Origin of the sequence: Exiguobacterium sp. s150 (genome assembly GCF_018618435.1) — a bacterium.
Classification (GTDB): Bacteria; Bacillota; Bacilli; order Exiguobacteriales; family Exiguobacteriaceae; genus Exiguobacterium; species Exiguobacterium alkaliphilum.
This window is the reverse complement of record NZ_JACSMC010000006.1, coordinates 60,209-80,469: the sequence shown is the minus strand read 5'-3', so window position 1 is coordinate 80,469 and position 20,261 is coordinate 60,209. Positions and strand designations below refer to the sequence as shown.

Below are 20,261 nucleotides of genomic sequence, written 5' to 3'. Positions count from 1 at the left end.
ATCGATGCGACACCTCCGTTACTTATTCATCTTCGGCTACGAACAGGCACTCAGTTGCCTCTTCGCGGTCGCCATCTTCAGCGCACTCGCGTTGACGAAATGGATCGACTTTCCGATTCCACGTTACGACGTCCTCCTCATCTGGTGTCTGTTCGTCCAAGTCGTGCTCGTCAAGACCGGGCTCGAGACGGTGGAAGAACTGAAAGTGATCAGTTGGTTCCACGTCATCGGGCTCGGGCTCGAGCTGTTCAAAGTCCAGATGGGGTCGTGGAGCTATCCGGACGAGGCAGTGACGAAAGTTTTGGGCGTCCCGCTCTATGCCGGCTTCATGTATGCGAGCGTCGGCAGTTACGTCGTCCAGTCATGGCGCCGTCTCGATTTGGAATTTCTTAAGATGCCACCACCGCTCATCGCGTTCGGCCTCGGAATCGCCATCTACTTCAACTTCTTTTGGCACCACATTTGGCTCGATTTGCGCTGGGTGTTGATCGGGCTCGTCTTTCTCGTCTTTGGCCGGGCCATCGTCACGTATCGGCTCGACGACCGCCGATTCACGATGCCCGTCGTCGTCGCTTTCTTTTTAATCGCCTGCTTTATCTGGTTTGCGGAAAATATCGTCACTTTCTATAACGGTTGGGCGTATCCAAACCAATTGAGCGGTTGGGCGCTCGTCGACCTCGGTAAACTGTCGTCGTGGTTCTTGCTCGTCATCATTAGCATCTTGCTCGTGGCGTGGCAGAAGGGACGGATGAAGGCACATACATAAAACCACTCGTTCTAACGTTTGAACGAGTGGTTTTGTATGAAGTTTGAAACGATTGTCGAGACGGGCTCGTTGCTGCTCGTATGGTGAGTAGCGATGATGACGATCCCGGATATTTCGTACGGTCCGGGTATAGAGTATGTATGTACGGGAACGCTGACACGCGAAATAAAAAAACTTGTCGACTATGAGATTCGTTCTCTTGATGGGGATGTCCTCTTTTCAACATACTGAAGTATTCCTGTATCCGGGAATGCTTTTTTATTGGCCAAGAAGACGGATCTTCATCGATTGGTTATAGGGTATCATAATTTAAAAGGTTTAATATTTAGAATATTGTTTTTATTCACATAACTAATATGCTAAACTAACAAAAACTACATATGGATAATATTAACTTTAGTAGAATGAGTATGTTTTGAAAGGGAGTCGACACGATGAATTGGATCGCCCGAAAATCATCCCAATTTCTCATCACGTGTATCGTTTTGGTTGGGATTAGTGCCTTGCCGTCTTTAGTTGGACAACTCGAGTTTGTGCCCTCGAACTACTGGGGTGGTCTGCAACAACAATTTAGTCAGTTAACGAAACTGGATGAGATCACCTATTTCAACGTCACGGCGCAACGAGAGTTACCGTTGTTACCAGCGATTGGACCGCTCATGAAGGAGACCGTCATCATCTTCATGACGTCGTTGGTCGTCGCGGTTGGATTTGCTCTCGTGTATGCGTACTTCTTTTATCGGAGCGGGAGACGCGTGCGCACCGTCCTAAGACAGACAAGTGAGACGCTCGAGATGGTACCGGATTTGTTTTGGCTCATCTTCACGCAATTCCTCGCCATCACCCTTTACAAGAAGACGGGGTTCGATCACATCGAGGTCGCAGGCGGATTCGCCGAATACATACGTTTTTTACCGATCGTGACGTTGACGCTCACCATTTTGTTTTTCTTCCTCAAATGGTTGACGAAACACATATTGCAAGAAGAAACGACGCCGTTTCTCGAACTGGCACGAGCGAAGGGTGTCGAGCCGGTCTCGATGTTTTGGAAACACTTGCTCCCGAACTTGGTGTATCGGTTCTACCTCTTTTTCCGCTCGAATTTGATTACGGTATTGTCGAGTCTGTTGATTATCGAGTATTTGTTCAACGTGCAAGGCATCTTCCGGTTCATCGTCTATAATCCTTCCATGCCGATACTACTCGTCATCTTGTTCGTCATCTACATCCCAATCTTTCTCGTGGATGTATTGGCGGAATGGCTCATCCCAGACGCTTGGAAAGGAGGGGTATGATGCGCCGCGTACTCATCCGTGACCCGATTTTCTTGATCGTCTTCACGATTTTAATGGGTCTACTTTTACTCAGTATCGGGAATACGATCTTTCGTGACGGACAGGTCGACCAGTTCCTGAACCGCTACTCGGAGGAAGGAAGATTGATTGGCATCCCGCCGCTCGAACCGTCGAAAGACCAATGGCTCGGGACGGACCGGGCCGGGAACGACTTGTTCCAGATGATGATTGAAGGGTTCAAATGGACGGTCGGCATTTGCGCGACCGTTGCGCTCGGACGGATCGTGATTGGTTTGCTCGTCGGGATTCCGCTCGCGTTCCGCGGGGCACGATTGAATCGTATCTTCAAGATGGTGTTGGACGGCTTTTTGATTTTACCGATTTCGTTACTGGCGATGATGATGTTGTTCTCGTCCTTGATATTCGCCGACTCGACGATGGTGCCACCGCTCATCGATCGTGTATCGCTTCAACTGACGGTCTTCATCTTGCTCGGCTTACCTGCCGTCACGCTCTATTTGATCACAGAGGTAAGACAACTGCTGAAACAAGAGTTTATGGTCGTCGCCGAGACGTTAGGTGGCAGTGTGTGGCACCGGACGAGGCGACATTTATGGCCGCACCTCGTGCCGACGCTGGTGATCGTCTTCATGCAACAGTTCGTCCAGACGTTAATGTTGCTCATCCATCTTTCATTATTCGGCGTCTTCTTCGGGGGGACCGTCTTCCTGTTTGAAGGGGTCATGCCGACGCTATTTGAATGGTCGTCGATGTTCGGTTATTATTTCAAGCAGTTCACGGCGACGACTTGGATGACGAGTCATATGTTCCTCGTCCCGGCCATCGGACTGTCCTTGCTTGTCTTCCTTAGCAACTTGTTGACAAGCCGGCTCGAGCGGGCGTTTCGGTTACGGCGTCAAGAAGCAATCGTCACCGATGAGACAATCTCGCAAGCCGAGGCGGCAGCGGCGTCACTCGACGAACCGTTTATGCTCGTTCATACGGATGAGGCGCTTCGACTCCATCGTAAAAAAGATATGAGCGGATGATATGGTGAAAAAGTGAAGCCGCTGAATCCGTCTAAACGAGGCATTCCTGAGTATAGGAGTGCCTCTTCTTATTGTCTTGAGTCAATTTAAAAAATATAGATATCAGAATAATCAAACAAAAGGATGGTCATTTGGATAAATCTTGCTATACTTAAATCAACTAATAATTACCAAATGACACGTTGGAGGTAAAAATATGGGTGAGTTTGAGTGTGTACAAATGACACGGAAGTTTCAAGGGGATGGAATCGATACGTATGCGCTGAAGCCAATCAATTTGAAGTTCAAAACAGGTAACTTCGTATCTGTCATCGGACCATCAGGCTCAGGGAAATCGACGCTCTTGAGTCTTCTCGGAACGCTTGACGTCCCGACGAGCGGCACGTTATCTTACGACGGACACGAGTTGAGTCGATTGAACGCGAAGGAGCTGGCTAACTTTCGTTTCGAGAAGGTCGGCTTCATCTTCCAACAGTTCCACCTTATCCCCACATTGACGGCCGTCGAGAACGTGATGGCACCACTCTTCGGTCGTAAGGTCGACTATGACAAAAAGGAGCGGGCCATGTCGCTACTCGCACGTGTCGGACTACAGGAGAAGGCGGAGTCGCTGCCGTCCCAGTTGTCGGGCGGCCAACAACAGCGCGTCGCGGTCGCACGTGCCCTCATCCATGAACCAGAATGGTTGCTCGCAGACGAGCCGACCGGGAACCTTGACTCGGAGACGGGCGAGGTCATCTTTGAGCTGTTACGAGAGTTGAACCGGGAGAAGGGGTGTGGCGTTATCTGTGTGACCCACGACTCAAGTATCGCCGAGCGAGCGGATGTACAGATTCGCATGAAGGACGGCGCGGTCATCGAGGTGATCGACACGAGGGTGATGGGACATGCTTAAGTTCATTTGGAGCTCGTGGTGGCGCAACAAGGAGCGGTTCATCCTGCTCCTCGTCGGCGTCTTGATCGTCAGCACCGGGCTATCGTATCTTGTCGGGCTTACCGAGTCGAACAAGGGGACAGTCGTCTCCGAGCTCGAGAAGCGATGGAAATCGTCGTATCATATCGTCGTCCGGCCGCCGGGCTCGCGTAGCGTGACCGAGGAGCTGAATCTGCTCGAACCGAACTATATGAGCGGCCTGGACGGCGGGATCACACTCGAACAGTATGAGCAGATCAAGCAGATTGACGACATCGAGGTCGCGGCACCGATTGCGATGATTGGATCGTATGAATATTATAAAAAGATTGGCACGTTCCAAACGGACGAGCCGAGAGTGTATCGTGTGAAATTTATCGAGCGCACGAACATAGGCGCAGGGATTGAGGAAGACATCTCCAATCTTTACGTTCTAGGGGATTGGCGTCCGCTGGATGCAGATCCGAACTATGGCATGTCGCCACCTGACGTCGGCGAGACCATCGAGCCAATCCTGGCCTCCAATTTCATGATTGCCGGTATCGATCCAGAGGCAGAGGCAAATTTGGTCGGACTGGACCAGGCGGTAGTGAAGACTGAGCATAGTCAGTACTTCTCTGAATCAGACGATACGAGTGTGAACGAAACGGGAATCGTCCAAGTTCCCGTGATTATGAGCACTGAGAACTTTGTCGACATGACCATGGCTTATGAGTTAGAAGAAGTTGAACTTCCAATCGACACAACAGACACCCGAGAGATTGCAGATTTCGTGCGAGATAAAGGTGGAAAGACCTATCTCGAGAGCCTTTCCGGGAAAAAGATTGATGAAGTCGATCCCGTCGGTAGCAAGGATGTACATAAGGAAGTCATCCATTCCTTGCTGAACGGGGACCAACTCGGTTTCTCGGACGAGAATGATGCATTCAACTTTCTCATGATGCGCCCCTCTTCACTGGACTATGAGACCGTCACGAGCCCGTTCGCGGACCGTTGGCCGTTCGCCTATCAGGTGAAGCCCTACGAGGTTCCGGAGGACAGCATCTATCCGTTCAAACAGATGTACCGGCCGCTCAACATGTTCAGTGAGACGGGATTGGATTGGCCGAAAGTGAAACTAAATTATATCGGAGCCTTCGATCCAGGCAAACTCAACATGGCGCGCGACCCGCTTACGGATCTGCCGATGGAGACGTACTTCCCGGCCAAGGCTGACTGGGTCATCGACGCGGACGACGAGCCGGTCAACCCGGTGAAACAGATGTTGCCGCTCAACAACGACCGCGGCTTCCTGACGCGGCCGCCGCTCGTCCTGACGACGCTCGAAGCGGCAGCCGCTATCCTCGGCGACGAACCGATCTCGGCCATCCGCGTCAACGTGAGCGGCGTCGACGAGCTGAACGAGGCGAGCGAGGCGAGACTCCAGGCCGTCGCGAAGGAGATCGAGCAGGCGACGGGGCTCATCACCGACGTCACGCTCGGGTCGTCCCCGCAGATGGCGTTGACGTATCTGCCGGGCCTCAAAGAGGGGGAGGCGCTCGGATGGGTCCAACAGCCGTGGGTCCGCCTGGGCTCGTCGTTCACCATCTTCGAGGAGACGAAGATGGGCATGGGTGGTGTCATCGCGAGCGTCATTCTCGTCGCGATTTTGTACGTGTTCACGTCGAACGTGATCATGTTGTACGCCCGGAAGAAAGAGTTCGCGGTGCTCCTCTCGCTCGGTTGGGGACCGCGTCAGCTCTCCAGACTCCTGTTGATTGAGGCGCTCCTGCTCGGCGGTGTCGTCGCGCTCATCGCCTGGTCGATCTTGGGTGCGTTCCTCCTCGCCGGGGACACGGCGACGACCGGTCTTCGTGTCCTCCTGGTCGGGTTTGGGGGCCTCGGGATTTATGTGCTCGGTTCGCTCGTGCCGATAATGATGATTCGGCGGATCAAACCGTACGAGGCGCTGCGTTCTGGTGCGACGACACGCGGGCTCCGGGTCGTCCGAGCCGAGGGCGTGCTCGGGATGGCGTTCAACCAGCTCGTGACCCAGTGGAAGCGCACGCTCTTGACACTCCTCGCTATCGCCGTGCCGACGAGTCTGTTCATGTTCTTCCTGTTCGTCTCGGTCCGTCTGCAGGGCGTCATGTTCACGTCATTCCTCGGGGAGTATGTCGCCCTCGAGGTCGGGACGATGCACTATGTCGCCATGGGCGTCTCGCTCCTCATCGCCGTCCTGACGACGACGGAAGTCATGTGGCAGAACATTAACGAACGCAGAAGTGAGATCGCCATCCTCAAGGCGACCGGATGGCGCACGGCCAACGTACGCCGCCTTGTGCTCGTCGAAGGAGGACTGCTCGGGTTCTTGGCCGGCCTCCTCGGCCTGATCGTCGCGGGCGTGCTCGTCTGGAACGTGTATGGTTCACTCCCGCTCACCGAGTTGCTCTTACTCACGGCGACGCTGCTCGTTCCGGTGCTGACGGGTCTGATCGGCGCGTTGCTCCCCGCTCAGATGGCCGTCAACGTGTTGCCGTATCAGGCGATGCGTGGGACCCAGGTGAACACGAGACGGACAGAACGTCGTTTCAAATGGATTCTCGGAACTATCGGTGGTTCGCTCGGTGCCGCTGTTCTGACGTTATTCTTCTTTGCGTTACCAGAAGCGGGCGAACTTAGATCATCTGATGAGGCCAAGCCGATTATACAAGGAACGACAGGTGAGAAATTAGCAGATCTTCAGGATAAGAAAAATGAGGAGACATCACATAAGGAAGACGTCATTGTAGTGGAAGATGCCATCCAAGAACGTGGGGAAGCGGCATTCCGTATCTATGAAGTCACGAATGCAGAACGTGAAGGTGAAGAGATACAAGTTTTCAATCCGGTCAATCCACCAGATGGTATACAGATTTCCACTCCGACATCACGTTTACTCACTATTCCTGTTCAAGTTACGGTAAAGCTAGAAGATGTTCCGGGTCAAGAAGACTTTACCTTTAGGTTCATGCCTCAACACTATCCTTTACTTGATGGGCAAGGAGATAAATATGAGGTGAAAGATGTAACGATCCTTGAGGAGGAAGGGTGGGATGGAAAATCCCAGCTAACCGTCCCTGCAAACGTAAAAGTTCTATTAACATATGAGATTCCTTCAGAAGTTGAACGCGTTGCATTACTCGTAAACGGAAACTTGTTTATTGGAGAACATGTATACGTCATCGACTCTGTTTCAAATTGAAAAATCGAAGTGATTAATGGAGATATACGGAAGGAAGGATTTCATCGTACGAATATCGAAGGGAATGGTGCGAAAAAGTAATTGTCGCGTGTAGTTGAGTGCCAATCACTTATGTTCCAAAAACATTTAAAAGGAGATTATGAGATGGAATCCAACACTGTGACAGTATCATCTCTCGTTGATGTGCCAATCGATAAAGTATGGCGACTTTGGACAGAACCCGACCATATTAAACAGTGGAATCATGCATCCGAAGATTGGCATACGACGGAAGCAGAGAATGACTTGAGAGCCGGAGGAAAATTTCGAAGTCGGATGGAGGCCAAGGATAAAAGTATGGGCTTCGATTTTGAAGGTGTATATGATGAAGTTCAAGTCGATCAACTCATTCAATATCACCTTGAAGACAATCGTAGAGTAACCGTTTCATTTATTTCGGACGGTGAGCAAACAAAAGTGGTCGAAACGTTTGACGCGGAATCGATGAATCCGATTGAGATGCAGCGTCAAGGTTGGCAGGCGATTCTTGATAACTTCCAAAAGTACGTGGAAGCAAACTGATTTACGTTTATACAAATTTTGACGAAAGACACGCTATGCACATTTCGACGTAGAAATGGATATAGCGTGTCTCTTTTATAGCGATTGTGTCAATAAAACGACAACTTGAATGGAGGGTTGAAGTGCTGAACAGTAAAACGTTCATATTCTTTTTTATAGTTGTGTACGTGGTTCTAAGTCTTCCAGTAATGCTAGGAATCGGCTATGTGATTGATTGGGTACCGGAAGCAAGTTTGTCCCAAAAACTTAGAGGATACGTAATTGACGGACTAACGAATGAGTTTCAGCTTAAGATTGCAATCTCAGCGATAGCCAGTCTGGTGCTAATCTCCTTGCTGTCGAGACGTAGAGCCAATCAATCGCGTCGATAGACATCACTTCATTCTTCAACGGGTTGCGCCTTCACTTGCGCCATCCACGCGTCAAGCTTGTCATAATCGATGTTCCCTGACTTTGCCGTGTAAAAGAAACCGTGGTAGCGGAGCGTGTCCTCGCTATTGATGATAAATTCATCGAGCTCATCCCCATCTTGATCGTATAAAGTGACCCGATTCGAGTATCCCATGTAGCCGATACTGGGCTTTCCTTTTTGAAAGGTGACGTCATTCAAGTTATTCATGACAGCGTATATGTCGTCTCGGTCACTCAAGTTGAGTTCATAACCGCTCTGCCCGTCAAACACGTGGATGCGGGACACGCTCGACGGTGACGTCGTGATGACGCGTTGCGGGATAAATGTCGTCGCATATAGAAGTCCGACAACGAGACCGACAATTAAGAGATACTTGCGTTTTTTGTAGGATTTCTTCAAAGTGGTTCTCCTTCGTGTCAGTCTTCAATCACATCTTCCCCGGCTTGCCGCAGTTTCTCAAGTGAGGCCAGCATATGCGCGATCACATCGTCCGGGTGGCGTTCCCACGCACCGAGCTCGGCCACGACTTTGAGCGGGGCGTTCGACCGGTACGACCGGGTCGGATTGCCAGGGAAGCGTTTGTCCGTCAAGTTCGGGTCGTTCTCGAAGTCACCCATCGGTTCGACGAGATAGATGCGCTCACGAGCCTCACCGCTCGCCAGTTCTGCTCCCCATTTGGCGGCGTCGAGGGTGGCCGTGAAATAGATGTAGTTCGACTGCTTGTCTTGATAGTTCGAGCGTCGCTTCGGTTCAAGCAAGTCCCCCAGCTTCAGTTCGGCTTTCGTGCCGTGGAAAAACGGGCCGGGGTCGAGCGGTTTGATGTCATCACTCATGTTTCATCTCTCCTTAGGTCAGGTTGTCTTCACAGTATAGTGGATGAATTTAGGAGAAGACAGTCTGTTTATGGTTCGAAATTCGCGATATAATTGAGACGGGAAGAGCGCTCGGCTCTTCTTTTTTATATGCCTTCAAAGTTTTTTACGAAACGAGTAACTCGTGATGCCATAGTCCATTTTCTCTGTATAAAAACGGTGCGCTTCGGTCCGAGCGAGTCCCGATTCGAGGGCGACGTATTTGGCACCTCGGTCGCGGGCGTATTCGTGGACGAAGTGAAGCAACATCTCACCATATCCCTTCGAGCGATGGTTCATGCACGTCACGAGGTCGTAAACGAAGACGTGCTTCTCGAGATAGAGATTGACACGTACCTCGATCCCCGCGAGTGAGACGATTGTATCGTCGGCGTATAACGCATACAGTTCATAGCCTTGCGGTCGCATGGCGGAGACGAGCTCGCAATAGGCCTCAAGCGTCAGGTCGGTGCGCAGTTGGTTCATGACAACGAACGAGTCATCGAGTTCGCGTGGCGACTCGATTGGCTTGATGGAATAGATGGTCGATGGAATGGGAATCATGCCTCCTTATTCAAAAGGTTGTGCTGTTGATTTCTCTTATATGAGATCCGATTCCTTTACCGGCAATACATTTCTTACAGATTTTCAAGAGCATATCGAAAAGCCCTGGAACCATGCCGTTATCAACGTTAGGTTCCAGAGCTTGATCGGTCAATGTAATTTTAATGAAGCGATGACGCTTTCTCAAGAATGGCATCGACCATGACCGTTGCGTTCTCAAGTGTCACTTCATAAAATGTGTCTTCGTACGTCAAGCGCACATGCTCCCCGCTCTGTAACTCATAGTGTTCGAGCAATGGTCGGATGCGGTCGTGGACGACTTGTGCCGCCTCAGGAGACGTATGCGGGAAGATGATGGCAAACGTATCATGAGCAATTCGATATTTTTGATCGGTACGTCGTGTCGCCCCGTGAAGTTCGTCACTGAAGTAATTCAAAAACCATTCATATTCGGTGCGCCCATATGTCTGTTCGAATCGATCGAAGTCGTCGAACGTGATGAATGAGACCGAGAAGACACCACCATGTCGCACGAGTCGATCTCGTTCGCCATTGACGTCCATTTGGAACCGCTCGGCGTTGTCGAGCCACGTCTCAGGATCGACAGCAATCAGTTGGCGTGCCCGTTCTTCTAAAGCGAGCCTGGATTGCTGCACACGTTTGACGAGTTGATGGACGAGCCCGGAGACGACGGATAACATGAGAATAAGCGTAGTAAATCCGATTTCGCGCCAATTGAAGAACTGGACTTCACCTTGTGCGTTAAGTGGGGCGAACGATTGAAAATAGATGAATAGAAAGACGAGTAGCGTCACCGAAATCGTTAAACCGGCACGCATCCCGAAGGCGAGTGAAGACACGACGATCACTGGCAAAATCAATAAGCCGAGAAGGCCGCTGTCGCTCTCGACGAGTAAGATGGTGTAAGAAATCGTTCCGATGAGTAGGGAAGAGATGAGGCCAATCAGTTGAAGCGATTCATGGGTCCATCGTTTCATAACCATCCCTCCTTGTATGACGTATGGTGTAGGCCCACCTCGACAATTACCCGAAGTGCAGCAGAGGTAATCAAAGAAAGGTGCTTCATGTTCATTATAGAGCAAGCGTTAGTGTCGAAACGGTGCTTTTTTGAAATGAAGCGAGTGCGTTTATAGAAACTTGAATTTAAAAATCGAGACACCCGTTCATTGAACGACTGGCTCGATCTCTTTGTGATGCGTCTTCGAATGGAACAAAATCGTACAACAAACGTCGTGAACGTTCTAACACAACCCGGATCGTGACCAAGTCGATAAGCAAGGCAGCGAGTGAGAAGGCCACATACGTCGAGCGGATCCCGACAAACCGATGATAAGGATGGACTCGACCACACTGATTACATATGAGTTTTAAAGTATAAATGGAATAGAGAGCGTTGATATGATCAAATATGACATCAATTTATTTTGTCGGTTTTTGATTATCCCCAAAATTTCCATAGCTCACATCTAAAATAAGTGGCTCGAGCGCATATAATGATTCTCTAGGATTAAGCCATTCCTCTATAAAATAGTCATAGTAGCGACCTGAGGCTATGGCTGCGCGTGAATTTTTATTTTCATGCTCTAAAATAAGATCCAGATTTTCTTCTAATTCTTCAAATTCATTTAATCCGTCCTCGTTTTTACCAATTCGCTCTTCGAATTCTTCAACAGAAAAACGCTTAATGATCTCCCAGTCTTCTGGCGTTGACCTTGCTTCTTCTGCCTCATAACGCGTAGCATATTGTTGGAACGGACGCTTCGTTCTAAATTCTTTCTTGTACAACCATTCATAAATTGTATACCAATGTTGACACCATTTAAACAGCTCAAAGACTTGCCATTCTTCGTTTCGTGTTTCTTTCGGATGGCATACGATTTTTTTAACACCATCGGAAAACTCGACTACATAAATTAAATCACCCTGTATTGACTCATCTTCCATGAGATCTGACAAGCACGTGTTTTTTTGTGATGCGAACGTGAACAGATTTACTTGCCGCCCAGTATCGGATTCCCGATAAAAAATTTCTACGCTTTTTATAATACGAACAGTCATTCAAGGTTCTCCAATCAGCATCTAATATTTACTTTCTAGTCCTTTAACACCTAAAAAATTTAGCATTTCGTATTTCACTAACTTTTTATGAGACGTTCTCTTCTATCACCACCGGCTCATACAGTCCTCGTTTCGAACGTTCTAGCACTACCCGAACCGTGACCAATCCGACGAGCAAGAAAGCGAGCGAGAAGGCCACATACGTCGAGCGGATCCCGACAAACTCTGCCAGAAGCCCAATCCCAAACGTCAACCCGATAATCAAGACAGACTCCGCTACACTGATCACCCCGGAGAAGCGGCCCATCAGATCGGTCGGGACATTGTTTTGATAAAACGACAAGAAGCCAGTGTTCGCGAACGACAAGGCGAACGTGAGCAAGAAGAAGCCGACAGACGCGACTACGAACGATTCGGAGAAGGCGAAGATGAGATAGCCCACTGGCGTCATGATCGCGCCAAAACTAATCAAGAACGGCAACGTCATGCGTGTGCTGAATGTCGCATTGATGATGGATCCGGCGATAATCCCGGCTCCGGCGACACTGACGAGGAAGCCGTAACGGCTCTCGGAGAAGTCGAGCACCTGCGTCGCGAACGACGCCTCGAGTGAGTCAAGCCCGGACATGAAGATTGTCATGACACAGAACAGGCTATAGACGAGCGTCACGTAACGCTTCGTCGACGCGAACCGGACGACCGTCTTCCAATCCTCGATGATCATACGTACACTGAACACTTCAACCTCTTCACGTGCCGTGTGTAGCGTCGGCAAGAGCGCGAGGATGCCGACGGAGACGAGTAGCGCCAATGCGTTCAACTGAATGGCAAGCGTCGGGCTACCGATCATAAATAACAGACCCGCGATGGCCGGGCCTAAGATGAACCCGGCCGATTGGACGAAGTTCTTCATGGCGTTGAACCTTTGCCGGTCACCGCTAGGAACAAGCTTCGTCATATAGACGAGGGATGCCGACTCAAAGACGGAGCTCGCGATGTTCAAGAAAAAGACGAGCACATAAATGAGGGCGAGCGAGTCGATAAAGGCGAGACTGAAGACGACACCGGCACGAAGCGCATCGAGGAGGAGCATCAGGCGGCGTGTGTCGGTGCGGTCGATGACCGTGCCTGACCAAACGTTCGCACAGAGCGCCGCGAGCGGCACGAGCATGTAGAGGACAGAGACGGCGAACGGCGATTGCGTCATCTCGAGGACGATCAAGTTGAGGGCGATGAAGTACACCCAGGCGCCAAGGTTCGAGATCCCGACACCTGTGAGTAAAAGTAAAGGCTGTTTCCATGTCTGCATAACAATCGTCCCCGTTCAAATAGATTTTGAACAGTATGTCACAAAAATGATTCCTGCGCCATAACAAATGCAAATCATTTCAAATTTATGTTTGGAAATAGGTGGATTCATGCATTGGTGAGAAGGAGAGACAGGGCATTCAAGCGCTTTCGATGAGAAAAGCATCGATTTGCGACGGAATGTCCTCGAGGGAACCTGACAGCTGGACGACATGCGCGACGTGATAGAACGTACTCGTCGTCTCAAAATTCGTCATGCTGTCCGTCATATCATGGAGAAACACCGGAACGCCTGAACCGATGGCAATGCCGAGCTCGACGTGGCTGCCTTTCCCGGCCGGAAGCAAGATGACGACAAAGTCTGAAGCTTGGATGGCGTCACGCTCTTTCTCTCCGATGTCCTGTAGCGCATCGACCGAATCGGCCCGCGTGTTGAGCGTCCAGTCGTATGTATGGGTATGGCCCTGTGCGGAAAGCAAGTCGCGTAATCGTCTGACGTTCTCGATATTATAAAACCCTGACCCGATATAGTAGTTCATTTATCTTCCTCCCATTCAAATGTGATTCATGTTAATAGCGACAATCCACCAGAGAATGAGACCGAATAACAGCATAAAGGCGGCAATCAGTCCGATTCCGACGACGAACCGGTGGCGGGCTGTCCAATGATGCTTTCGTCCGAGGTGAAGGCTAAAACCGGTGACGGACAATAGGAGCAGACCGGTCGTCCCACCAATCCACCCCCATCCGTTTGCGAAGGGGAGGTTCGGAAAAAGCAGGAAATAGGCAAGAGCGGTGACGAGACCGCCAAAGCCTACAAATAACCAACGGCTCAACTTACCCTCCGTGACACCATCATCGCAATCTCATGAATAGCGAGGATGAACAGTCCGATGAAGAAGGCGAACAAGGCGATAAAATCTGCCTCGACGTTGAAGAAAAGATTGAGCCCGAAGAGTGGGGTCACGAATAACAAATAGAGTGGATATTGAATCGCGAACAACGCGTCAAGGATGACGATGTCATACACATACGTCTCGAAGCTATGTAGCGTAAAGACGGTCACCCCGGCGAACAGGAGGGCGGTCACGTAAAGCTTAGCGACCCGGTCGTTCAAGACGCACGTTCCAATCATGCAAAGGACGAGCAAGACCGACGCCGTTGCCTGGAGCGGTCCGATTGTCGTATCGGGGAACGTGACCGATGGAATGACGTTTAAGACAAAGGCGATGGCATAGACGCACGATAGCGTCACGAGGCATCGTTTTCTTATGTTCATGACAAAGACTCCTCTCGATGGTCTCGTGCGAGTCGGGCCAACACGTGCAAAGCATCATCCGCATCGAACGAGCTGTACCACCGTACGTCGTTTGAATCGAGGATACGGTAATGACTACTGATGACGTTTAGCTGCATCACATAATCGCCGTCTGTCGCAATCTGTTTCCACCAGACCCGGCCGCCGAGCGTCTTCGATTTCGGCTCGTAGGCGACCTCTTTAGCGAGCAATTTCACGAACTCGACCGGGTCGTCCCCAATCTCATTCAATAGAATCTCACTGTCATTGAAGAGGGCGCACAGCGTGACGACCGTGCCCCAGTTGGCGACAGTTCGTTCTTTCTCGATTTGGATGAGCGTCTTTTTCGAGATGCCGAGTATTTCCGCCATCTCTTCTTGGGAAAGCTGTTGCTCGACTCGAATCAGTTTTATGTGTTTTGAAACCGTTTGGATAAAATCAGTCTTCTTCATCATCCACCTCGATTGACTAGTTAAAAATAAAGGAGTTTATGACAATAACTTACAAGTGTAATTTTACACCTTTTAAAGTTTCTGTCAATGATATTCATTGGAAAATCGAACCTATGAAGTAAATATTGAGGTAAAATGAAGAAAAAACGAGGTGCAAAAAAATGACGAAAGAACAATTATTAGCGCTATTACCGACGTCCGAAATGGAGATACAACTGAAGGATGCAAAAGGGCTTCCGCGTTTCGCATTCTTGAACGAACGCGACCGTTTCGACGAGGTGCAAGGAGAGGTGTTCGATGAGGAAGAACCTTGGCCAAACCATCTCCCCGTCATCGGATATGAAGACTTTCTCGGGGATCTCGTCTGTGTCAATTTGAAGACGAACGAGGTCCTCATTGTCGACCATGAGACAGGTGAACACCTTGAAACGATCGCCGCTTCATTTGAAGAATGGTTGCAGTCAGAACGATGACATGGGAAGACGTGATCACGTTTCTTCCGACCGAAGTGCGTCCTGTCAACATGACGACCGCTGCGGGTGAACGCCTGCCCGCGACGCTACTCACTTCCGATGAGGCGTCCCGTCTTCCGTCGTCTCGACTTGGGCAACGAATCGGATATGACGCTTCCGGTGATTGGCTCGTGTACGGACGGGATGAGGTGCTCGTGCTGTGGGACGAGATGACTGATGAAACGAAGTTGATTCGGACGCCAATCGAGACGTTACTCGACACTGCGCCGACAAACCAACGGCTCATCGAACTGTTTGAGCAGGTGAATGAGGGAACGCTGTCGCCTAATGAACTTCCGAGGCGCCGGAACGTCCCGTCTCGCAAGGATCTCGTGGAATGGTTATGTGCGGTGAGGGTAGGCAAGCTGACGTTTGAAAACGTCTCCGACTTGGCGGCGGACGCACTCGAGCGGACGGAAGACATGCACGTTGATCCACGCGTGGTGGACGGGCTGAGATTTTTGCACGGCATCGACCTCCCAGTGGAACCGGGTGTATATATGCATGAGAAAAAAGAGCTTGAGCGTTGGATTGACGAGCTGCAAGAAATGGAGGATTGATCATGAGGATTTCAATCGAACAGCTAGGTCAAGACGGGTTGACGCGCGAGATATCTAAATTAGATGGCTTGCTTACCTTTCTTCATGTCTAGAGTCTTCACACAAATCGACGAAAAACTCATTCCCTCTTTTCACCAAAAAAAGTATACTTTAAGGTATCGAAAAACGAAGTGAGGGATTGCAATGCGTATTGAAACCAATCTGCCGGGATTTCGTTCGAAACCATCGAGGCGGTCGAACAAGCGCTCGGCAGCCGTTTGCCGAGCGGGCTCCGGGAGGCGTGGCTACACGACAATAAGTTTGAGGTCGGGGAGCGGTTCTATTACCCGATCAAAGATGAACGTTACTTCAACAAAACGTGGGACGACATCATCCGCGCGAACAGGGATGAACGTCAGTTGCCGAAAGACTTTATCACGGTCGCGGAGAACGGGAGCGGGGACGAGCTCGGCTTTTTGACTTCAGACGTCGAGACGATCTACATCTGGTGGCATGAGACGGATGAACTCGAGCGAGTGGCCGATTCGATTGATCTGTTCGTCGAGGTGACGCGATTGGAATCGGACGTGATCGAGCGGTTCTGTGAACGTGTCCTTGAGAGCGGGACGGTGTTCGGGTTGTCGGCCGAGACAGACGTTGGCTGGGCGTATGCGCCTTCCATCATTGAGACGACGGACGTCTTATTGTTCTTCTCAACTCCTGAAGGGGCACTTGCTTGTAAGGCTGAGGAGTGGGAGGACTATCACCTCATCGAGTTGCCACTTGATCTGTTCGTCGCGGGCTGGTTGCCGAATATGGCGGATGACGGGTTGTTATGTGGATTGGATTGGTCGAGTGACCTGAAAGGGATGGAATACGATCCTGAAACCGTTCTAGAAACCATCGAAGAAGCGGATTAAATTTATTTCAAATACCGAATTTACAATTTTTTTTACCAAGAGAGGTTTTAAAAATGTTGAATCGTTTCAAACAAAAGCGCAAGCATAACGCGCAATGTGCCTGTTCGGTCTGCCAAGCACCAATTGACGTACCACTCGGATATGGTTCGCTCATGCCGACCTTTATCGAGGAATTATCTAAGAAAGAGAGGAAACGGCGCGTCGTCTTGACCGATGACGTCTGCGTCCTAGACGAGGAACATTTCTTTGTGAATGGTTGTCTCGAACTCCCGATTATCGGAGAGGACAACATCTTCACTTGGAACGTCTGGGTGTCGCTCAGCGCGGATAATTTCTTTCGGATGCTTGATGCGTGGGAAGACCCGGCTCGTGTCGAACTTGAACCGATGTTCGGCTGGTTCTCGACAGACTTGCCCGATTATCCGGACACGATCAATTTGAAGACGAACGTCCATATCCGAGAGGTCGGGATGCGGCCGTTTATCGAACTCGAGCCGACCGACCATCCGCTCGCCATCGAGCAACGAATAGGCATCACACGTGAACGGATTGAGGACTTGGCGCGAACTATCGATCAAAGGGAACGGTCAAGGGACTAGAGTATTGAACGGACGAACGACAAAGTCGCCGTCTTGCTCGAAAAATTGTCTCAACAGATGAACATGGGCGAGACCGTACAAGAGCACGATGCGGTCATCCGCCTTCGCGACACGTTTCACGTTCTCATAGATGCGCTGATTCCGTGCATTCCAGTAAGATTCGACCCAACGCGAGCCTGTCGGACCGACGGCGGCGATTTCGGTGTAGGCTTGATGCATCGAATCGGTAATCTCGCTTTGGTTTATGTTCGCATAATACTCAGAAATCGAGAGGGTAGCGAAGGCGGTCTCCACGTCCTGTACGAGCGTACGCTGTGTTGAAATGATTCTCTCCATCTCGACAGGGTGAGTATCCATCACGTCACCGAGGCTGACACCGTCAATCGTCTCGTTCCAATCGACGGCTTGAACGAGCGGCAACTCGCATAGCTTCGCGAGCCGGAAGCCGATTTGTTCGCGCTCGTCTTCGCTAGCTGTGAGCGGATTAGTTACATATTTCTGATAACGCTGATTCAACGACTCCTGATCAGTTTTCGCGACTTCGAGACAGATGACGGTCGGTTCGAAACAAGAACATCGCCGTAACAAACGCATCTAGCTCCTGTTGACGGGTGGGACTGAGGATATCGGACGTTTCCGGCATCAAGACATCCCCGTTGTTCGGGATATTTAAATGTGTCGTTCCGATAAGCAACAACTGAATCATGCTTTCTCACACTCCTTAACAAAAGATGCCTATCCGTTTTCTTTATGCAATCTTATAAGCTAGGTTTCAGAGAAGGGAATCGCGGTATTATAAAAAGACCTCAAATTGAGGCCCTCGGCTTAGTGTCATTGTATAAGCTTGATGATTTTTTCTGTTATTGTTGCCGAAACGGTGTAGATGGAATGAGTGTCGTCTGCACGCATAACCGCACTTCGCTCACCTTCTTCACCTAACCAGAAATGAAAACGTTGCTTCTCTTTATCTGTATAAAAAACATCTACATAGTGTGAAGGGTTAGACATGTTGACAATTCCATCTTCTCTCCTAGCACTTTCAATGACTGAACTTAACGTTTCAATCGATTCGGCATCATCTAAAATGGTTACGTCACCGTCTTTTGAAATGCTCATCTTTGCTATTGATCCTTCAATGTTCAAATGATTCGCCTCTTCTTCTGAAGAACTATCCGCGTCAGCGTCAGAATCGGTAGCAGAGGCCACTTCAATCTCTTTAGCACTTTCTTTTTGAGTCTCGTCCTTTAATTGGCAACCTATTAAAATAGACGTTAAACATACTGAAGTCAAAAGCAATGACGCTTTTTTATTCATCACAATCATCCCTCTCCGTTTAGTTTAGCTTTATACTTGTTCTGTACAAGTGGATTGAATTCCTTTTTATTTCATTTAATCTAGGTTAATTATGTTAAATCGCTATTAAAATAGGAGGTCTCCATGTGTTTGACATCTCATTAGCCAATCGATCCGATTTAAATACGATCGAACAGATATATATCTTCTGCAAAGATAACCTTTTAGCTCGACAGATTTATCAATGGGATGACACATACCCGAACCGTGTTTATTTCGAGAATTGCATCGAAGACGGTTCTATCTATGTCATGAAAGACGGTGAGTAGTTGTTAGGGATTGTCGTGCTTGATGAATGTCAATCTTCGGAATGGGACGAAATCGAATGGCAAGGCAAGAAACCGCTCGTCATACACTCGCTCATGGTCCATCCGTCGCATCAAGGTAAGGGAATTGGGAAACTTGTTCTCCACGCCTCGGAGCGCTTGGCGAAAGAACAAGGGTACACTAGTATCCGGCTCGACAGTTTTTCAGGCAATGAAGCCGCATGTTCATTTTATCGCCGACAGATCTATTTCGAGCGCGGCAGCGTCCACTTTGACTCAAAACCGAAAGGACATGAACGATACATATGTTTTGAAAAAACATTAGACTGAAAGAGGGGGATTCAATGAAACAATCGACAGAAATCGCGACCTATCAGATGACCATCCAAGCCCCAATCGACCACGTCTTCGCCTGTCTGGCAGAAGATGAACACATCATCAAATGGAACGACCATCTCATCGAGAACATTTACGAGGACAATGACAACGCACTCGTCGAAGGCAAACGTTTCGTCTCGGTCCAACAGTTCGAGAATAAAGAGATTCGTGTCGATTCCATGTTGACGCATGTCAATCGACCTTATGCGTGTGAAGTACAGGCTGTGACGAACCAAGGTGTCTCGACGACGTCTTACGTCCTCGAAGAGACCGAAGGCGGCACGAGCGTAACGGTTCGAATCACGTTGTTGCCTTCGTCTTGGTTCTACCGGTTGTATGCGAAAGGATTCGCCTGGGCGATTCGTCTCATCTATGACGAGCAGTTCAAACAGTTCCGAATCTATACCGAGGCGAGTCAGCAGGCCGCCCCTGCCGATGAGGCGGAGTAAGCGATGATTCATGCCATCACAATAAATAACCGGACCGAGGTTCGTACGTTTTTCATGAATCAATGGGGGGCTTCCCAGATGGTCGTCTCGTCTGGGACATATGACTGTGCGTCGCTCGACGGTTTCGTCTGGATGAACGGGTCGATTCATGGGCTCGTCACGTACGTCATCCGTCATGATGCGCTCGAAATCATCTCGCTCGACAGTTTACAGGAAAACAAAGGCATTGGGTCCTCACTCTTAGAAGAAGTGGAACGAGAGGCGAAGCGTCATCGTCTCAAGCGTTTAACTTTGATTACGACGAACGATAATGTGCACGCGCTCGCGTTTTACCAAAAACGCGGCTTTCGGCTCGAACGAATCGTGACGGATGCGGTCAACGTGGCCCGGCTCGAAAAGCCAAGCATCCCCCTGATCGGGAACAACGGCATCCCACTTCACGATGAGATCGTCTTGTCAAAACAGCTATAAAGAA

The 20,261-nt window shown here is 49.8% G+C and carries 26 protein-coding genes; 13 read left to right on the top strand and 13 right to left on the bottom strand.

Translation table 11 applies throughout. The features are described from left to right. Positions 1-4 precede the first annotated feature (4 nt). The 6 genes from KNP76_RS05275 to KNP76_RS05250 all read left to right on the top strand — a co-directional run bounded on the left by KNP76_RS05275 (position 5) and on the right by KNP76_RS05250 (position 7,807). A complete protein-coding gene (locus KNP76_RS05275; RefSeq protein ID WP_214843280.1) occupies positions 5-766 on the top strand; it encodes a DUF817 domain-containing protein in 762 nt (253 codons plus the stop codon). Positions 767-1,200: 434 nt separating this feature from the next. Beyond that, complete coding sequence (locus tag KNP76_RS05270; RefSeq protein ID WP_214843277.1) at positions 1,201-2,061, top strand: ABC transporter permease subunit; 861 nt, start codon at positions 1,201-1,203, stop codon at positions 2,059-2,061. After that, entirely contained in the window at positions 2,061-3,110 is a 1,050-nt protein-coding gene (locus KNP76_RS05265; RefSeq protein ID WP_214843275.1) for an ABC transporter permease, read from the top strand. The genes KNP76_RS05270 and KNP76_RS05265 overlap by 1 nt, the downstream gene beginning before the upstream one ends. 196 nt (positions 3,111-3,306) lie before the next feature. Continuing rightward, complete coding sequence (locus tag KNP76_RS05260; protein WP_214843273.1) at positions 3,307-4,005, top strand: ABC transporter ATP-binding protein; 699 nt, start codon at positions 3,307-3,309, stop codon at positions 4,003-4,005. Next, positions 3,998-7,246, top strand: coding sequence for an ABC transporter permease (locus KNP76_RS05255; protein ID WP_214843271.1), 3,249 nt, complete (start codon positions 3,998-4,000; stop codon positions 7,244-7,246). The genes KNP76_RS05260 and KNP76_RS05255 overlap by 8 nt, the downstream gene beginning before the upstream one ends. Positions 7,247-7,390: 144 nt before the next feature. Continuing rightward, positions 7,391-7,807 (top strand): SRPBCC family protein, encoded by a 417-nt coding sequence (locus KNP76_RS05250; RefSeq protein WP_214843269.1) that lies wholly within the window; start codon positions 7,391-7,393, stop codon positions 7,805-7,807. 379 nt (positions 7,808-8,186) lie between these two features. Here KNP76_RS05250 and KNP76_RS05245 read toward each other — a convergent pair whose 3' ends face one another. The 10 genes from KNP76_RS05245 to KNP76_RS05200 all read right to left on the bottom strand — a co-directional run bounded on the left by KNP76_RS05245 (position 8,187) and on the right by KNP76_RS05200 (position 14,770). Then, entirely contained in the window at positions 8,187-8,618 is a 432-nt protein-coding gene (locus KNP76_RS05245) for a hypothetical protein (RefSeq protein WP_214843268.1), read from the bottom strand. A 17-nt stretch (positions 8,619-8,635) separates the two neighbouring features. Next, the gene (arr, locus tag KNP76_RS05240) at positions 8,636-9,052 is read right to left on the bottom strand and encodes an NAD(+)--rifampin ADP-ribosyltransferase (RefSeq protein ID WP_214843266.1); all 417 of its coding nucleotides are present in this window, start codon (positions 9,050-9,052) and stop codon (positions 8,636-8,638) included. A gap of 135 nt (positions 9,053-9,187) precedes the next feature. Beyond that, positions 9,188-9,634 (bottom strand): GNAT family N-acetyltransferase, encoded by a 447-nt coding sequence (locus tag KNP76_RS05235; RefSeq protein WP_371816160.1) that lies wholly within the window; start codon positions 9,632-9,634, stop codon positions 9,188-9,190. A gap of 161 nt (positions 9,635-9,795) precedes the next feature. Next, entirely contained in the window at positions 9,796-10,632 is an 837-nt protein-coding gene (locus KNP76_RS05230; RefSeq protein WP_214843264.1) for a GGDEF domain-containing protein, read from the bottom strand. Between the two features lie 442 nt (positions 10,633-11,074). Further along, positions 11,075-11,713, bottom strand: coding sequence for a hypothetical protein (locus KNP76_RS05225; protein ID WP_214843262.1), 639 nt, complete (start codon positions 11,711-11,713; stop codon positions 11,075-11,077). 85 nt (positions 11,714-11,798) lie between these two features. After that, complete coding sequence (locus tag KNP76_RS05220) at positions 11,799-13,022, bottom strand: MFS transporter (RefSeq protein WP_214843259.1); 1,224 nt, start codon at positions 13,020-13,022, stop codon at positions 11,799-11,801. 139 nt (positions 13,023-13,161) lie between these two features. Continuing rightward, complete coding sequence (locus tag KNP76_RS05215) at positions 13,162-13,560, bottom strand: TIR domain-containing protein (RefSeq protein ID WP_214843257.1); 399 nt, start codon at positions 13,558-13,560, stop codon at positions 13,162-13,164. Between the two features lie 15 nt (positions 13,561-13,575). Then, on the bottom strand, positions 13,576-13,857 hold the full coding sequence (locus KNP76_RS05210; protein ID WP_214843255.1) for a hypothetical protein: 282 nt from the start codon (positions 13,855-13,857) through the stop codon (positions 13,576-13,578). Next, positions 13,854-14,300, bottom strand: coding sequence for a hypothetical protein (locus tag KNP76_RS05205; RefSeq protein ID WP_214843253.1), 447 nt, complete (start codon positions 14,298-14,300; stop codon positions 13,854-13,856). The genes KNP76_RS05210 and KNP76_RS05205 overlap by 4 nt, the downstream gene beginning before the upstream one ends. Further along, positions 14,297-14,770 (bottom strand): helix-turn-helix transcriptional regulator, encoded by a 474-nt coding sequence (locus KNP76_RS05200; RefSeq protein WP_214843251.1) that lies wholly within the window; start codon positions 14,768-14,770, stop codon positions 14,297-14,299. The genes KNP76_RS05205 and KNP76_RS05200 overlap by 4 nt, the downstream gene beginning before the upstream one ends. Positions 14,771-14,931: 161 nt before the next feature. Here KNP76_RS05200 and KNP76_RS05195 point away from each other — a divergent pair, with 161 nt between their 5' ends. From KNP76_RS05195 to KNP76_RS05180, 4 genes are all read left to right on the top strand, one after another. Next, complete coding sequence (locus tag KNP76_RS05195) at positions 14,932-15,243, top strand: SMI1/KNR4 family protein (protein WP_214843249.1); 312 nt, start codon at positions 14,932-14,934, stop codon at positions 15,241-15,243. Beyond that, a complete protein-coding gene (locus KNP76_RS05190) occupies positions 15,222-15,842 on the top strand; it encodes a hypothetical protein (RefSeq protein ID WP_214843248.1) in 621 nt (206 codons plus the stop codon). Before KNP76_RS05195 ends, KNP76_RS05190 begins: the two co-directional genes overlap by 22 nt. A 209-nt stretch (positions 15,843-16,051) precedes the next feature. Further along, positions 16,052-16,741 (top strand): DUF2750 domain-containing protein, encoded by a 690-nt coding sequence (locus KNP76_RS16035; protein ID WP_371816161.1) that lies wholly within the window; start codon positions 16,052-16,054, stop codon positions 16,739-16,741. Positions 16,742-16,794: 53 nt separating this feature from the next. Next, entirely contained in the window at positions 16,795-17,340 is a 546-nt protein-coding gene (locus tag KNP76_RS05180; RefSeq protein WP_029335090.1) for a DUF2199 domain-containing protein, read from the top strand. On the opposite strand, the gene KNP76_RS05175 is transcribed toward KNP76_RS05180, so the two are convergent. From KNP76_RS05175 to KNP76_RS05165, 3 genes are all read right to left on the bottom strand, one after another. After that, positions 17,329-17,856, bottom strand: a complete 528-nt coding sequence (locus tag KNP76_RS05175; protein ID WP_214843244.1) for a DUF5694 domain-containing protein — start codon at positions 17,854-17,856, stop codon at positions 17,329-17,331. The genes KNP76_RS05180 and KNP76_RS05175 overlap by 12 nt on opposite strands. A gap of 10 nt (positions 17,857-17,866) precedes the next feature. Then, positions 17,867-18,046 carry a hypothetical protein gene (locus tag KNP76_RS05170; RefSeq protein WP_214843242.1) on the bottom strand — a complete coding sequence of 60 codons (180 nt, stop codon included), beginning with the start codon at positions 18,044-18,046 and terminating at the stop codon, positions 17,867-17,869. Between the two features lie 125 nt (positions 18,047-18,171). Next, complete coding sequence (locus KNP76_RS05165) at positions 18,172-18,654, bottom strand: YhfM domain-containing protein (protein ID WP_214843240.1); 483 nt, start codon at positions 18,652-18,654, stop codon at positions 18,172-18,174. A gap of 308 nt (positions 18,655-18,962) precedes the next feature. Between KNP76_RS05165 and KNP76_RS05160 the strand changes: the two genes are divergently transcribed. From KNP76_RS05160 to KNP76_RS05150, 3 genes are read left to right on the top strand one after another with little or no spacing between them, the layout of a single operon-like run. Next, positions 18,963-19,289: a GNAT family N-acetyltransferase gene (locus KNP76_RS05160; protein WP_214843238.1), complete on the top strand. Its 327-nt coding sequence runs from the start codon at positions 18,963-18,965 to the stop codon at positions 19,287-19,289. Between the two features lie 14 nt (positions 19,290-19,303). Then, positions 19,304-19,786: an SRPBCC family protein gene (locus tag KNP76_RS05155; protein ID WP_214843236.1), complete on the top strand. Its 483-nt coding sequence runs from the start codon at positions 19,304-19,306 to the stop codon at positions 19,784-19,786. A gap of 3 nt (positions 19,787-19,789) precedes the next feature. After that, positions 19,790-20,257: a GNAT family N-acetyltransferase gene (locus KNP76_RS05150; protein ID WP_214843234.1), complete on the top strand. Its 468-nt coding sequence runs from the start codon at positions 19,790-19,792 to the stop codon at positions 20,255-20,257. The last annotated feature ends 4 nt before the right edge of the window (positions 20,258-20,261 follow it).

Coding starts and splice junctions, on each gene's coding strand:
- KNP76_RS05275 (WP_214843280.1), top strand. CDS start 5: ATGCGACACCTCCGTTACTTATTCATCTTCGGCTACGAACAGGCACTC.
- KNP76_RS05270 (WP_214843277.1), top strand. CDS start 1,201: ATGAATTGGATCGCCCGAAAATCATCCCAATTTCTCATCACGTGTATC.
- KNP76_RS05265 (WP_214843275.1), top strand. CDS start 2,061: ATGCGCCGCGTACTCATCCGTGACCCGATTTTCTTGATCGTCTTCACG.
- KNP76_RS05260 (WP_214843273.1), top strand. CDS start 3,307: ATGGGTGAGTTTGAGTGTGTACAAATGACACGGAAGTTTCAAGGGGAT.
- KNP76_RS05255 (WP_214843271.1), top strand. CDS start 3,998: ATGCTTAAGTTCATTTGGAGCTCGTGGTGGCGCAACAAGGAGCGGTTC.
- KNP76_RS05250 (WP_214843269.1), top strand. CDS start 7,391: ATGGAATCCAACACTGTGACAGTATCATCTCTCGTTGATGTGCCAATC.
- arr (WP_214843266.1), bottom strand. CDS start 9,052: ATGAGTGATGACATCAAACCGCTCGACCCCGGCCCGTTTTTCCACGGC.
- KNP76_RS05235 (WP_371816160.1), bottom strand. CDS start 9,634: ATGATTCCCATTCCATCGACCATCTATTCCATCAAGCCAATCGAGTCG.
- KNP76_RS05230 (WP_214843264.1), bottom strand. CDS start 10,632: ATGAAACGATGGACCCATGAATCGCTTCAACTGATTGGCCTCATCTCT.
- KNP76_RS05225 (WP_214843262.1), bottom strand. CDS start 11,713: ATGACTGTTCGTATTATAAAAAGCGTAGAAATTTTTTATCGGGAATCC.
- KNP76_RS05220 (WP_214843259.1), bottom strand. CDS start 13,022: ATGCAGACATGGAAACAGCCTTTACTTTTACTCACAGGTGTCGGGATC.
- KNP76_RS05215 (WP_214843257.1), bottom strand. CDS start 13,560: ATGAACTACTATATCGGGTCAGGGTTTTATAATATCGAGAACGTCAGA.
- KNP76_RS05205 (WP_214843253.1), bottom strand. CDS start 14,300: ATGAACATAAGAAAACGATGCCTCGTGACGCTATCGTGCGTCTATGCC.
- KNP76_RS05200 (WP_214843251.1), bottom strand. CDS start 14,770: ATGAAGAAGACTGATTTTATCCAAACGGTTTCAAAACACATAAAACTG.
- KNP76_RS05195 (WP_214843249.1), top strand. CDS start 14,932: ATGACGAAAGAACAATTATTAGCGCTATTACCGACGTCCGAAATGGAG.
- KNP76_RS05190 (WP_214843248.1), top strand. CDS start 15,222: ATGGTTGCAGTCAGAACGATGACATGGGAAGACGTGATCACGTTTCTT.
- KNP76_RS05180 (WP_029335090.1), top strand. CDS start 16,795: ATGTTGAATCGTTTCAAACAAAAGCGCAAGCATAACGCGCAATGTGCC.
- KNP76_RS05170 (WP_214843242.1), bottom strand. CDS start 18,046: ATGATTCAGTTGTTGCTTATCGGAACGACACATTTAAATATCCCGAAC.
- KNP76_RS05165 (WP_214843240.1), bottom strand. CDS start 18,654: ATGAATAAAAAAGCGTCATTGCTTTTGACTTCAGTATGTTTAACGTCT.
- KNP76_RS05155 (WP_214843236.1), top strand. CDS start 19,304: ATGAAACAATCGACAGAAATCGCGACCTATCAGATGACCATCCAAGCC.
- KNP76_RS05150 (WP_214843234.1), top strand. CDS start 19,790: ATGATTCATGCCATCACAATAAATAACCGGACCGAGGTTCGTACGTTT.